Origin of the sequence: Variovorax endophyticus (genome assembly GCF_025376855.1) — a bacterium.
Classification (GTDB): Bacteria; Pseudomonadota; Gammaproteobacteria; order Burkholderiales; family Burkholderiaceae_C; genus Variovorax.
Window position 1 is genome coordinate 137053 of sequence record NZ_JAHUTH010000005.1, and the last position, 12577, is coordinate 149629.

10 protein-coding genes are annotated in these 12577 nt (G+C 69.6%); 6 read left to right on the forward strand and 4 right to left on the reverse strand.

Going from position 1 to position 12577, the window contains the following annotated elements:
• Positions 1 to 10 precede the first annotated feature (10 nt).
• Positions 11 to 637 carry a response regulator transcription factor gene (locus KV106_RS08585; RefSeq protein WP_261208968.1) on the forward strand — a complete coding sequence of 209 codons (627 nt, stop codon included), beginning with the start codon at positions 11 to 13 and terminating at the stop codon, positions 635 to 637.
• A gap of 61 nt (positions 638 to 698) precedes the next feature.
• On the opposite strand, the gene KV106_RS08590 is transcribed toward KV106_RS08585, so the two are convergent.
• From KV106_RS08590 to KV106_RS08600, 3 genes are all read right to left on the reverse strand, one after another.
• Positions 699 to 1271, reverse strand: coding sequence for an OmpA family protein (locus KV106_RS08590; protein WP_057597446.1), 573 nt, complete (start codon positions 1269 to 1271; stop codon positions 699 to 701).
• 108 nt (positions 1272 to 1379) lie between these two features.
• On the reverse strand, positions 1380 to 2042 hold the full coding sequence (locus KV106_RS08595) for an OmpA family protein (protein ID WP_057597447.1): 663 nt from the start codon (positions 2040 to 2042) through the stop codon (positions 1380 to 1382).
• 195 nt (positions 2043 to 2237) lie between these two features.
• Complete coding sequence (locus KV106_RS08600) at positions 2238 to 2399, reverse strand: hypothetical protein (protein WP_172705778.1); 162 nt, start codon at positions 2397 to 2399, stop codon at positions 2238 to 2240.
• On the opposite strand from KV106_RS08600, the gene mltA reads away from it, so the two are divergent.
• The 3 genes from mltA (at position 2398) to KV106_RS08615 (ending at position 8230) form a co-directional block, all read left to right on the forward strand.
• The gene (gene mltA, locus KV106_RS08605) at positions 2398 to 3549 is read left to right on the forward strand and encodes a murein transglycosylase A (RefSeq protein ID WP_261208972.1); all 1152 of its coding nucleotides are present in this window, start codon (positions 2398 to 2400) and stop codon (positions 3547 to 3549) included. The two genes, KV106_RS08600 and mltA, sit on opposite strands and share 2 nt — an antisense overlap.
• 225 nt (positions 3550 to 3774) lie before the next feature.
• Complete coding sequence (locus tag KV106_RS08610) at positions 3775 to 6003, forward strand: PhoX family protein (RefSeq protein ID WP_261208973.1); 2229 nt, start codon at positions 3775 to 3777, stop codon at positions 6001 to 6003.
• A 223-nt stretch (positions 6004 to 6226) separates the two neighbouring features.
• Positions 6227 to 8230 carry a PhoX family protein gene (locus KV106_RS08615; RefSeq protein WP_261208974.1) on the forward strand — a complete coding sequence of 668 codons (2004 nt, stop codon included), beginning with the start codon at positions 6227 to 6229 and terminating at the stop codon, positions 8228 to 8230.
• An 18-nt stretch (positions 8231 to 8248) separates the two neighbouring features.
• On the opposite strand, the gene KV106_RS08620 is transcribed toward KV106_RS08615, so the two are convergent.
• Complete coding sequence (locus KV106_RS08620) at positions 8249 to 8722, reverse strand: Lrp/AsnC family transcriptional regulator (RefSeq protein ID WP_057595886.1); 474 nt, start codon at positions 8720 to 8722, stop codon at positions 8249 to 8251.
• Positions 8723 to 8827: 105 nt separating this feature from the next.
• Here KV106_RS08620 and mdeB point away from each other — a divergent pair, with 105 nt between their 5' ends.
• Together mdeB and KV106_RS08630 are read left to right on the forward strand one after the other, a co-directional pair.
• The gene (gene mdeB / locus KV106_RS08625; protein WP_261208975.1) at positions 8828 to 11482 is read left to right on the forward strand and encodes an alpha-ketoglutarate dehydrogenase; all 2655 of its coding nucleotides are present in this window, start codon (positions 8828 to 8830) and stop codon (positions 11480 to 11482) included.
• 90 nt (positions 11483 to 11572) lie between these two features.
• The gene (locus KV106_RS08630; RefSeq protein WP_261208977.1) at positions 11573 to 12577 is read left to right on the forward strand and encodes a GlxA family transcriptional regulator; all 1005 of its coding nucleotides are present in this window, start codon (positions 11573 to 11575) and stop codon (positions 12575 to 12577) included.

The following is a 12577-nucleotide window of genomic DNA, read 5'->3' on the forward strand; positions in this document are numbered from 1 at the left end:
CCCGACCGATATGCAACCGCTGATCGATGGCCTGATCTTCATCGTCGACGACGACGCCAGCGTGCGCGAGGCGCTGGCCTGGCTGCTGCGCTCGCGCCGCCTGGCCAGCGAGGACTACGGCAGCGCCGAGGCCTTCGAGCAGCGCCTGGCCGAGGGCCCGCTGCCCGAGCAGCCGCTGTGCCTGCTGCTCGACGTGCGCATGCCCGGCACCAGCGGGCTGGTGCTGTTCGACCGGCTGGTCGAGCGCGGCCTGCTGGCGGCCCTGCCCGTGATCTTCCTGACCGGCCATGCCGACGTGCCGACCGCGGTCGACGCGGTCAAGCGCGGCGCCTTCGACTTCTGCGAGAAGCCCTTCTCGGACAACGCGCTGGTCGACCGCATCGAGCAGGCGCTGCTGCTGTCGCAGGACGCGCTCGAGGCGCGGCGCGCGCGGCGCGGGCTGTCCGACCGCATCGCGGAGCTGACCGAGCGCGAGCGCGACGTGATGCGGCTGGTGATCGAGGGGCTGCCCAACAAGCTGATCGCCGACCAGCTCGCGATCAGCGTGCGCACGGTGGAGGTCCACCGCGCGCGCGTGTTCGACAAGATGGAAGTGAAGTCGGCGGTGGAGCTCGCGAACAAGCTGCGCGGGCTCTGAGCCGCGCGAAAAAAAGCCCTCCGCGAAGGGAGGGCTGGCGATGCGTCCGGCGGGCCGGCGCTCAGGCCTTCTCGGCCACGAACAATTCGACGCGGCGGTTCTGCGCGCGGCCGGCCACCGTGCCGTTGTCGGCCACCGGCTCGCGCGAGCCGCGGCCGTCGGTGGTGATGGCGGTGGTCGACACGCCGCGGCCCACCAGGTGGTTGCGCACGCTGTCGGCGCGGCTCACCGAGAGGCGCTCGTTGCCTTCCTCGCTGCCGGTGTTGTCGGTGTGGCCGATCACGCGCACGCTGGCGGCGGTGGCGCTCTTCAGGCCGTCGGCGACCTTGTCGAGCACCTGCGCGAGGTTGCGCTTCACGTTGGCGCGGCCGGTGTCGAACGACAGCTCGTTCGGGATCACGAGGTGCAGCTGGTTGTCGGCCGTCTGCTCGATCACCACGCCCGTGCCCTTGGTGGCGGTCTCCAGGTCGGTCTTCAGCGTGGCCAGCCGCGCGGTCCAGCTGTTGGCGGCCGGGGCTTCGGTCTTGGCGGCGGGCGCGGCGGCGTCGGCCGGTGGCGCGGACGATTGCGAGGCGCAACCGGCGATGAACAGGAGCACGGCGGCGGCCGCGCTCGAAACAGCGAGCTTCCTCATGAAATTTCCCTCTGATGAACCATTGGACAAGACGTGGATGTGGGCGCCGGTGGTCCGGCGCGCCTGCCTTCCCTGCAGGGGGACGGCCGCTTGGCGGCCGTCCGGTCGTCAGCCGCGCGGTCCGCGCTCGCCGACGTAGATCTCGACGCGGCGGTTCTGCGCCCGGCCCGCGTCGCTGTTGTTGTCGGCGATCGGCTCGTGCGAGCCGCGGCCCTCGATGCGGAAGATGGCCGCGTTCACGCCGCGCGCCACCAGGTAGTCGCGCGTGCTCGCGGCGCGATCGACCGACAGCGGGTTGTTGATGGCGTCGGAGCCGGTGCTGTCGGTGTGGCCGATGATGCGCACCTCGGCGGCCGGGTTGTTGCGCAGGCCGCTGGCGAACTGGTCGAGCACCGGCGCGAAGTTGGGCTTGATGTTCGAGCGGCCCACGTCGAAGGAGACGTCGCTCGGGATCGCGAGCTTGAGCTCGTTGTTGGGGGTTTGCGTCACGGCCACGCCGGTGCCTTGGGTGGCGGCTTCCATCTGGCGCTTCTGCGCTTCCATGCGCTGCGACCACAGGTAGCCGCCGAGCGCGCCGGCCGCCGCGCCGACCACGGCACCGGTGCCGATCGCCCCGCGGTTGCCGCCGGTGGCCGAGCCGATGACGGCGCCGCCCAGGGCGCCAGCGCCCGCGCCGATGGCGGTGTTGCGCTGCGTGTCGGACATGCCGCCGCCCGCGCAGCCCGCGAGAACGATGGCGAGCGAGGTGGTGGCGAGTACGAGTTTCTTCATGGCGATCCCTTTCGAGGTTGGTTCAAGCGGGCACAGCTTAGCCTTGCGGCGGCTGGGATGGTACGGCTTCCGGGGCCGTCCTGAAACACCGGAAGCCGTGACAGGGCCCGTGATTGCTCGCTGGATTGCTACCAAAGTAATAGCCAATGGGCCGTTCTCCGACAGCGCGCGTCGACCCGGGACTGCAGGAGGAATTCACGGATGCGGCGGCGGGTCTTGTTGGTCCTTCGCGTCCCCCGCCTTGGGCTCGTCCTCCTCGTGCAGCTCGCCTTTCTTGCGGCCCGAGAACATGGTCCACCAGACGATGCCGATGAACAGGAGTCCGGCCGCGAGGGCTTCAAGCAAAATCAAACCCATGAGAAATGGACTCCAGTGGCTGGTTGGGCTCGCGATCGTAGCAACGCTGGCCGGCTGCTCCGTCGGGCCGCGCGTGCCCGACACCCCCACCCGCCCCCCCGTCGTGCAGCCGCCGCGCGACCTCGGCCCCCTCACCGGATCGATGGCGCATCCCAAGAGCCGCTGGGTGCCTGTCGGCTGGGCCGAGCTGCCGGGCTTCGGCGAGGACCCGTTGCACGAGGCCTGGATCGCGCTGGTGGCGAACTGCTCGCGGCCCAACGCCGCCTTCGCGCCGCTGTGCCGCGAGGTGCGCCAGCTCGCGATCGCGAGCCTGGACGAGCAGCGCCAGTGGATGACCCAGCGGCTGCAGCCCTACCGCGTCGAGTCGCTCGCCGGCTCGAGCGAGGGCAAGCTCACCAGCTACTACGAGCCCGTGTACGAGGCCTCGCGCGTGCCGACCGCGCAGTTCAACATCCCGCTCTACCAAGTGCCCGCGGGCTTCGTGCCGCGGCGTCCCTGGTACACGCGCCAGGAGATCGAGACCCTGCCCGAGGCCCAGGCCGCGCTGCGCGGCCGCGAGATCGCGTGGATGGCCGACCCCATCGACGCGCTGATGCTGCACATCCAGGGCTCGGGCCGGCTGCGCCTGACCGAGGCCGACGGCTCGCAGCGCACGGTGCGCATGGCCTTCGCCGGCACCAACGAGCAGCCCTACCGCAGCGTGCAGCAGTGGCTGATGTCGCAGGGCGTGACCAAGGTCGGCCGCTGGCCCGACGACACCAAGGCCTGGGTGGCGCAGAACCCGCAGCGCGTGTCGCAGCTCCTGTGGAGCAATCCGCGCTACGTGTTCTTCCGCGAGGAGGACCTGAACGAGGTCGATGCCGCCTTCGGCCCGCGCGGCGCCCAGGGCGTGCCGCTGACCGCGGGCCGCTCGATCGCGGTCGACCGCGAGAGCATCCCCTACGGCACCCCGGTATGGCTGGCCTCCGCGGGCCCGTCCGCGCAGCTGCAGAAGCTGGTGGTGGCGCAGGACACCGGCAGCGCCATCGTCGGCGCGGTGCGCGCCGACTACTTCGCGGGCACCGGCGCCGATGCCGGGCGCTTCGCGGCCAGCATGAACCAGTCGCTGCGCCTGTGGGCGCTGTGGCCGAAGCAGCTGCCGCCGCCTTGACTCCGCGCGGGGCTCGATGCCTCGTCCATTCATCGGGGGCTCGAAGCCCCCTTTTTTTCGTCCGCATCTGGATGCCGGGAGCCGTCGCATGGCGGCATCGTGACAACCACAAAAACACAAGTCGAATGAACCTGAACAGAAGCTGACCAATTCACGGAACTGTCATTCGTTCTACCTAACTTCGCGGGCTGGTTTCTTTTCCAACCCACGAGAAAGACAGCGCGCATGACCGCACCTACCCGCGACGACCCTTCGTACGATCTCGACGACGTCGGCACCAATCCCAGCAAGAACCCGTCGTTCAACGACCTGATCGCTTCGCGCCTGAGCCGCCGCCATCTGTTCGGCCTGGGCGTCGGCACCGCCGGCACCGCGCTGCTGCAGGCCTGCGGCGGTGGCGGCGGCGGTGGCGGGTTCCTGCCCATCGTCCCGCCCCCGCCCGCGCCGGCTCCCCCGCCGCCCGCGCCCCCGGCACCGCTGAAGCTCAACTTCAACCCCGTGGCCAAGAGCCTCGCCGACGTGGTCACCGTGCCCGCCGGCTACACCGCCAGCGTGCTCTTCCGCCTGGGCGACCCGATGGCCGCCGGCGTGGCCGCGTACAAGAACGACGGCACCGACGATCCGGCCACCTACGACCGCCGCGCTGGCGACCACCACGACGGCATGACCTTCTTCGGCATGAACGGCTCGAACAAGTGGGATGCCGTCAACGCGACGCGCGGCCTGCTGGTGATGAACCACGAGGCCATCACGCCGCTGTTCCTGCATCCCACCGGCCAGACCGTGGCCGGCGGCGTGCGCACCGTGGCCGACGAGGTCAAGCGCGAGTTCTACCTGCACGGCGTCAGCGTGATCGAGGTCCTCAAGAACGGCAACGCCTGGAGCTACAAGCAGGACTCGAGCTTCAACCGCCGCGTCCACACGCTGACCGAAATGGCTTTCTCGGGCCCGGCCGCCAGGACCGACTACCTGAAGACCAAGTTCTCGGCCGACGGCAGCAAGACCCGCGGCACGGTCAACAACTGCGCCAACGGCACCACGCCCTGGGGCACCTACCTGACCTGCGAGGAGAACTGGGCCGGCTACTTCCGCCGCGTCGCCGCCACCGACAACCCCAAGCGCAGCGACAAGGAAAAAGCGTCCTTCGCGCGTTACGGCGTCTCCGGCACCGGCCGCGAACTCTGGGCCACCGTCACGCCCGACACCGCCGACAACCAGTACGGCCGCTGGAACACCGAGCTGCTCGGCGCCAGCGCCACCGCCGACTACCGCAACGGCCACAACACCTACGGCTGGGTGGTCGAGATCGATCCCTTCAACCCCTCGAGCACGCCGAAGAAGCGCACCGCGCTCGGCCGCTTCGGCCACGAAGGTGCCTGCCTCGGCCCGGTCGTGGTCGGCAAGCCGCTGGTCTGGTACATGGGCGACGACTCGCGCAACGAGTACATCTACAAGTTCGTCTCGACGAAGAACTGGGATGCGGCCGACATCGGCGGCGGCATGGCCGCGGGCGACAAGTACATGGACGACGGCCGCCTCTACGTGGCGCGCTTCGATGCCGACGGCACCGGCAAGTGGCTCGAGCTCAAGCTCGGCGTCAACGGCATCACCTCGAGCAACACCGTCTACGCCTTCGCCGACGCGGCCGACGTGCTGATCAACGCGCGCCTGGCCGCCGATTCCGCCGGCGCGACCAAGATGGACCGTCCCGAGTGGACCGCCGTGAACCCGAAGAACGGCGACGTCTACGTGACGCTGACCAACACCAACGCGAGCTCGCGTCCGATCGCCTCGACCGATGGTGCCAACCCGCGCTTCTACAACGACAAGAAGAACAACGAGACGACGAACCAGATCGGCAACCCGAACGGCCACATCGTGCGTTTCGCGGACGACAACGCCGACCCGGCGGCGCTGAGCTTCAAGTGGGACGTCTACCTGTTCGGCGCGCGCTCCACCGCCGCGGCCGACGTCAACGTGTCGCAGCTCTCGGCCGACAACGACTTCTCGAGCCCCGACGGCATGTGGTTCAGCCACGCCGCGCCGGGCCTGCTGTGGCTGCAGACCGACGACGGTGCCTACACCGACGTCACCAACTGCATGCTGCTGGCGGCCCTGCCGGGCAAGCTCGGCGACGGCGGCGCGAAGGTGATCACCAACACCGACGGCACGACCACGCGCACGCAGAACACCTTCGTGGGCAAGGCCCCCGGCACCGACGGCCTGCGCCGTTTCCTGGTGGGACCGAAGGACTGCGAGCTGACCGGCATCGCCGAGTCGGGCGACGGCCGCGCGCTGTTCGTGAACATCCAGCATCCCGGCGAGACCACGCCCACCGGCGACATCGGCGATCCGGCCAAGTTCGGCAGCCACTGGCCGCAGGGCGGCAATGCCCGCCCGCTCTCGGCCACGCTGGTGATCACGAAGGACGACGGCGGCCTGATCGGCCTCTGAGCGACCGTGCCGCGGACCGGCCTCGCCGGTCCGCGGACACGATTCCCGAGCGTGGACGACACGCGGCCGTCGTCACGGCCGCGTGCGTGGTGTCACGGCCTTGTCATGTGCGATGCATGCCGTCGTCACAGTAGTTAACTAAGGTTCGCGGCTGACCGGCAGCGGAGAGAAACAGAGGCTGCACGGTCGTCCTCGACACCCCACGACAACTCGGGAGAAATCCATGTCCGATTCCACCAAGGCGCAGTCCGGCGCCTCGCGCCGCCACGCCCTCAAACTGCTCGGTGCCGCACCGATGCTGCCGCTCGGCGGCGTTGCCTTCCTGACCGCCTGCGGCGGTGGCGGAGGCGGCGGCGGCTTCCTGCCCGTCATTCCTCCGGCACCCGCGCCCGCACCCGCACCGGCGCCCGCCGCGCAGTTCAAGTCGGCCGAATTCACCGGCATGGCCGCCCCCACGCTGGCCGACCCCGCGGCCATGGCCACCACCACGGTCGGTTCCACGCTGAAGATCTCGTTCGACAACGGCAGCTCGACCGAGTACCGCCTTGCCTACCAGCCCTTCTTCCTGACCGGCGACCTGGTGTCGGACGGCAAGGGCGGCAAGGTCCTGGCCGGCGGCTACTACGACATCAAGAACCAGCCCATCCTCGACAAGTCGGTGCCGGCCAACACGCGCCAGTTCTACTCCGACAGCCCCGATGGCACCTCGCTGCTGACCGTGCCGAATGCCAAGGTCGACGGCGTCAAGGGCAAGCCGGTGTTCGCCGTGGTCCAGTTCGAATACACCACGCGCGACCTCGCCGGCAACAGCACCTACGGCACGCTGCCCTCGCCCATCGCCGTGCTCACGCTCGACCAGGACCAGGCCACCGGCAAGCTCAGCCTGGTGAAGTACCACAACGTCGACATGTCGAGCGCGCACGGCCTGTGGATCACCTGCGGCGCGAGCCTGTCGCCCTGGGGCACCCACCTGTCGAGCGAGGAGTACGAGCCCGACGCGGCCAGCATCTCCACCAACACGATGTTCAAGGCCTACAGCAAGAACGTGTTCGGCGACGAGACCACGGCCAACCCCTACCACTATGGCCACCTGCCCGAGATCACCGTCAATGCCGACGGCACCGGCAGCGTGAAGAAGCACTACTGCATGGGCCGCATCTCGCACGAGCTGATCCAGGTCATGCCCGACATGCGCACCGCCATCATGGGCGACGACTACACCAACGGCGGCTTCTTCATGTTCGTCGCCGACAAGGAGAAGGACCTGTCGGCCGGCACGCTCTACGTCGCCAAGTACGACGCGGGCTATTCGATCGACCCGGCCGCCGCCGCCACGAAGATGTCGTGGATCAAGCTCGGCCACGCCACCAGCGCCGAGATCGAGGCCCTGGCCAATACGCTCAAGGCCAGCGACATCATGGACGTGGTCTACACCGACCCGTCGGACGCGAGCTACACCAAGATGTTCTGCGACGGCGCCGCCAACTGGGTCCGCCTGAAGCCGGGCATGGAGAAGGCCGCCGCCTTCCTCGAGACCCACCGCTACGCCAACCTCAAGGGCGCGAGCATGGCCTTCACCAAGATGGAAGGCACGACCGTCAACATCAAGGACAAGGTCGCCTACTCGGCATTGCAGAACATCCAGGACTCGATGGTCAGCGGCGGCAAGGGCTGGACCGCCGCCACCAACATCGCGCTGCCGAAGAAGCTCAGCGCGGGTGGCGTGATGGCCCACAACCTCGCGGGCGGCCAGAAGGACGGCGACGGCGCCGCGATCGTCAGCGAATGGGTGCCGACCCAGACCCGCGCACTGATCGTGGGCGAGGACATCGCGTCCGACGCGCTGGGCAATACCTCGAACCCGGACATCATCGGCAACCCCGACAACCTGAAGTTCTCCGAGAAGATGCGCACCCTCTTCATCGGCGAGGACAGCAGCAGCCACGTCAACAACTTCCTGTGGGCGTACAACGTCGACACCAAGAAGCTGGCGCGCATCATGTCGATCCCCGCGGGCGGCGAGTCGACCGGCCTGCATGCCGTGGACGAGATCAACGGCTGGACCTACATCATGAGCAACTTCCAGCACCCGGGCGACTGGGGCGGCATCCACTCGAAGGTCCAGGCCACGCTCGATCCGTACGTGCGCGCGAACTACAAGGAACGCTACGCTGCGGCCGTCGGCTACCTCACGGCCGACCCGATCCAGCCGAAGCTCTCGAAGTAATCGGCCCCGCCGAAGAGATCAGGACGGCGCTGTCGGCAACGGCAGCGCCGTTTTGTATCGCACCTGCTTGAGCGCAAAGCTCGAGCGGATCTTCTCGATCCCCGGGATCGGCGTGAGCTGCTCGAGGATGAACTTCTCGAGCGCCGCCATGTCCGCCACCGCGATGCGGATCAGGTAGTCGCTGTCGCCGGTCATCAGGTAGCACTCCATCACCTCGTCGTGCTCGGCGATGCGCTGCTCGAAGTCGGCCAGCGACTGCTTGCTCTGCGTCGTGAGGCTGATCGAGATGAACACGTTGAGGCCCAGGCCCAGCGCCTTGGCGCTCGCGAGCGCCACGTAGCGGTCGATCACGCCCTCGGTCTCGAGCAGCTTCACGCGCGCGAGGCAGGGCGAGGGCGACAGGTGCACGCGGCGCGCGAGCTCCACGTTCGACAGCGCGCCGTCGCGCTGCAGTTCGTCGAGGATGCGCAGGTCGATCGCGTCGAGTTGCATGAAATGCCGTGATCTGATGGATTGGCGGAATTTTATGCCGACGAGCCGTCAAGTTGCGGGCCGCAGCAGTAGCCAATTCTTTTCGTGGCGGCTTAAAGTGCCGACATGAACGCCCCGATTTCCGCCGACCAGATCCGTGCCCTGCTGCTCGACGTGGCAGCGCTGTCGCACGACCCCGATCCCGCCGAGACCGCCGAATGGCGCGAGTCCTTCCTCGCGCTGGCGCAGGTCCACGGCCCGCAGCGCGCGCGCCAGATGCTCGACGAACTCGCGCGGCTCGCGCGCCAGCAGCGCATCGGCTGGCAGCCGGAGCTGTCGACGCCGTACGTCAACACCATCGCGGCCGAGGACCAACCGCCGTTCCCGGGCGACCTCGCGGTCGAGGAGAAGCTGGCCTCGCTGATGCGCTGGAACGCGCTCGCGATGGTGGCCAAGGCCAACCAGGCCTACGGCGAGCTCGGCGGCCACATCGCGAGCTATGCGAGCGCGGCCGACCTGTTCGAGACCGGCTTCAACCATTTCTTCCATGCGCGCAGTGCCGCCCATGGCGGCGACCTCGTGTTCTTCCAGCCGCACAGCGCGCCCGGCGTCTATGCGCGCGCCTACCTCGAGGGGCGTCTGAGCGAGGACGACCTCGCCCACTACCGCCAGGAACTCACGTCGCCCGCCTTCGTCGACGGCAGCGGCGCGCGCGGCCTGTGCAGCTACCCGCATCCCTACCTGATGCCGGACTTCTGGCAGTTCCCCACCGGCTCGATGGGGATCGGCCCGATCAGCTCGATCTACCACGCGCGCTTCATGCGCTACCTCTCGCACCGCAACCTGCTGAACTGCGAGGGCCGCAAGGTCTGGGGCGTGTTCGGCGACGGCGAGATGGACGAGCCCGAGTCGATGAGCGCGCTGACCCTGGCCGCGCGCGAGAAGCTCGACAACCTCGTGTGGGTGGTCAACTGCAACCTGCAGCGGCTCGACGGCCCGGTGCGCGGCAACGGCCGCATCATCGACGAGCTCGAGAAGCTGTTCGCGGGCGCCGGCTGGAACGTCATCAAGCTGGTCTGGGGCAGCGACTGGGACGGCCTGTTCGCGCGCGACACCAGCGGTGCGCTGGCGCGCGCCTTCGCCGCCACCGTCGACGGCCAGATGCAGACCTTCGCGGCCAAGGACGGCCGCTTCAACCGCGACAACTTCTTCGGCCAGAACCCCGAGCTCGCGCGCCTGGCCGAGGGCATGACCGACGAGCAGATCGACCGCCTCAAGCGCGGCGGCCACGACCTCGTGAAGATCCATGCCGCCTATGCCGCGGCGGCCGCCCACAAGGGCCGGCCCACCGTGATCCTGGCCCACACCAAGAAGGGCTACGGCATGGGCAGCGCGGCCCAGGGCAAGATGACCACGCACTCGCACAAGAAGATGGGCGAGGTCGACCTGATCGAGTTCCGCGACCGCTTCGACCTGCCGCTGAGCGACGCGCAGGCCGCCGCCATGGACTTCTACCGCCCGGCCGAGGACAGCGCCGAGATGCGCTATCTGCGCCAGCACCGCGAGGCGCTCGGCGGCGCCATGCCGCGCCGCGAGACCGCCTGCGAGGCGGTGGCCAAGCCCGACCTCGCGAACTACGCGCAGTTCGCGGTCGCGGCCGCCGGCAAGGAGATGAGCACCACCATGGCCTTCGTGCGCCTCTTGGGCAACCTGCTCAAGGACAAGGCGCTGGGCCCGCGCATCGTGCCGATCGTGGCCGACGAGGCGCGCACCTTCGGCATGGCGAACCTGTTCAAGCAGGTCGGCATCTATTCGAGCGTGGGCCAGCGCTACGCGCCCGAGGACATCGGCTCGGTGCTCAGCTACCGCGAGGCCACCGACGGCCAGATCCTCGAGGAAGGCATCAGCGAGGCCGGCGCCATCGCGAGCTGGACCGCCGCGGCCACCAGCTACAGCGTGCACGGCCTGGCGATGCTGCCGTTCTACATCTACTACTCGATGTTCGGCTTCCAGCGCGTGGGCGACGCGATCTGGGCCGCGGCCGACCAGCGCGCGCGCGGCTTCCTGCTCGGCGCCACCTCGGGCCGCACCACGCTCGGCGGCGAGGGGCTGCAGCACCAGGACGGCAGCAGCCACCTCGTGGCCGCGACCATTCCCAACTGCAAGGCCTACGACCCGGCCTATGCGGGCGAGATGGCGGTGATCGTCGACGCGGGCATCCGCGAGATGATGGTCGAGCAGCAGGACGTGTTCTATTACGTCACGCTGATGAACGAGAACTACGCGCAGCCCGACGTGCCCGCGGGCGCCGAGGCCGACATCCTGCGCGGCTGCTACCGCTTCGGCACCTACGCGCCGGCCTCGGGCAAGGCGAAGAAGAAGGTCACGCTGATGGGCTCGGGCGCGATCCTCACCGAGGTCGTGAAGGCCGCGCAATTGCTGGCCGGCGAAGGCATCGAGGCCGAGGTGTTCAGCGTCACGAGCTGGAGCGAGCTCGCGCGCGACGGCCTGGCCTGCGAGCAGCGCGCCATCGCGGGCGAGGAGGCGGGCGAGGCCTTCGTCGCGCGCCAGCTCGGCCAGGGCAAGGCGCCGATCGTCGCTGCCACCGACTACGTGCGCGCCGTGCCCGAGAGCATCCGCGCCTTCCTGCCCGCGGGCCGCCGCTACCTCACGCTGGGCACCGACGGCTTCGGGCGCAGCGACACGCGCGCCGCCCTGCGCGGCTTCTTCGGCGTCGACGCGCAGAGCATCGCGAAGGCCGCGCGGCACGCGCTGGGCTGACCCGCCACACGGGCCGGCCACGCCGAAAGTGGCCGGATCCGTGGGGTCGTTGTCGTTGCGGCCAATTGCGGGGCGCACGACACTGCCGGCATGCAAACGCCGCGCGCCATCGGCTGCACGATCTACCCCGATGTCCAGGTGCTGGACGTCACCGGTCCGCTGCAGGTGTTCGCCTCGGCCAATGTCGAGCTGCAGCGCCAGGGCCGCCCGGCCGGCTATTCGCTGCACCTGCTGGCCGACGCGGTGGGACCGGTGGCCTGCTCGGCCGGCTTCTCGCTGCTGGCCGAGGCCGCGCGCGAGGACCAGGACCCGGCGCGCTTCGACACCGTGCTCGTGCCCGGCGGCTGGGGCGCCGAGGCCCAGCTGCGCAACGCGCCGCTGCTGGCCTGGCTCCAGCGCGCCGAGCCGCGCGTGCGCCGGCTCGGCTCGGTCTGCTCGGGCGCGCTGATCCTCGCGCAGTCCGGCCTGCTCGACGGCCGCCTCGCCACCACCCACTGGGACAGCGTCGAGGCGCTGCGCACGCGCCATCCCGCGGTCGAGGTGGCGGCCGACCGGCTCCATACCTACGACCCGAGCGGGCGCGAGGGCGATGGCCATGTCTTCACCTCGGCCGGCGTCACCACCGGCATCGACCTCGCGCTGGCGCTGGTCGAGCACGACCTCGGCCGCGCGATCGCGCTGGCGGTGGCGCGCCGGCTCGTGATGTTCCTGCGCCGGCCCGGCGGGCAGGCGCAGTTCAGCCGCTTCCTCGCGCCCGAGGCCACGCATGCGCCGCGGCTGTCGTCGCTGCTCGAATGGATCCCGGGCCAGCTCGCGGGCGACCTCTCGCTCGAGGCGCTGGCCGAGCGCGCCTGCATGCCGCCGCGCACCCTGAGCCGCGTGTTCCGGCGCGAGCTCGGCATGACGCCCGGCCACTACGTCGAGCGGGTGCGCGTCGAGGCCGCCTCGGCCTTGCTGGCCCATGCGCAGACCTCGGTGTCGACGGTCGCGCGGCTGTGCGGCTTCGGCCATCCCGAGACGCTGCGGCGCAGCTTCCACAAGCACCTCGCCGTGAGCCCGCAGGCCTTCGTGCAGCGCTTCGGCGCCGGGGGCTGA

Excerpts from the sequence above, each read along its gene's own strand:
- mltA (WP_261208972.1), top strand. The coding sequence starts at position 2,398 with ATGAGAAATGGACTCCAGTGGCTGGTTGGGCTCGCGATCGTAGCAACG.
- KV106_RS08585 (WP_261208968.1), top strand. The coding sequence starts at position 11 with ATGCAACCGCTGATCGATGGCCTGATCTTCATCGTCGACGACGACGCC.
- KV106_RS08630 (WP_261208977.1), top strand. The coding sequence starts at position 11,573 with ATGCAAACGCCGCGCGCCATCGGCTGCACGATCTACCCCGATGTCCAG.
- KV106_RS08620 (WP_057595886.1), bottom strand. The coding sequence starts at position 8,722 with ATGCAACTCGACGCGATCGACCTGCGCATCCTCGACGAACTGCAGCGC.
- KV106_RS08600 (WP_172705778.1), bottom strand. The coding sequence starts at position 2,399 with ATGGGTTTGATTTTGCTTGAAGCCCTCGCGGCCGGACTCCTGTTCATC.
- KV106_RS08595 (WP_057597447.1), bottom strand. The coding sequence starts at position 2,042 with ATGAAGAAACTCGTACTCGCCACCACCTCGCTCGCCATCGTTCTCGCG.
- KV106_RS08615 (WP_261208974.1), top strand. The coding sequence starts at position 6,227 with ATGTCCGATTCCACCAAGGCGCAGTCCGGCGCCTCGCGCCGCCACGCC.
- KV106_RS08590 (WP_057597446.1), bottom strand. The coding sequence starts at position 1,271 with ATGAGGAAGCTCGCTGTTTCGAGCGCGGCCGCCGCCGTGCTCCTGTTC.
- KV106_RS08610 (WP_261208973.1), top strand. The coding sequence starts at position 3,775 with ATGACCGCACCTACCCGCGACGACCCTTCGTACGATCTCGACGACGTC.
- mdeB (WP_261208975.1), top strand. The coding sequence starts at position 8,828 with ATGAACGCCCCGATTTCCGCCGACCAGATCCGTGCCCTGCTGCTCGAC.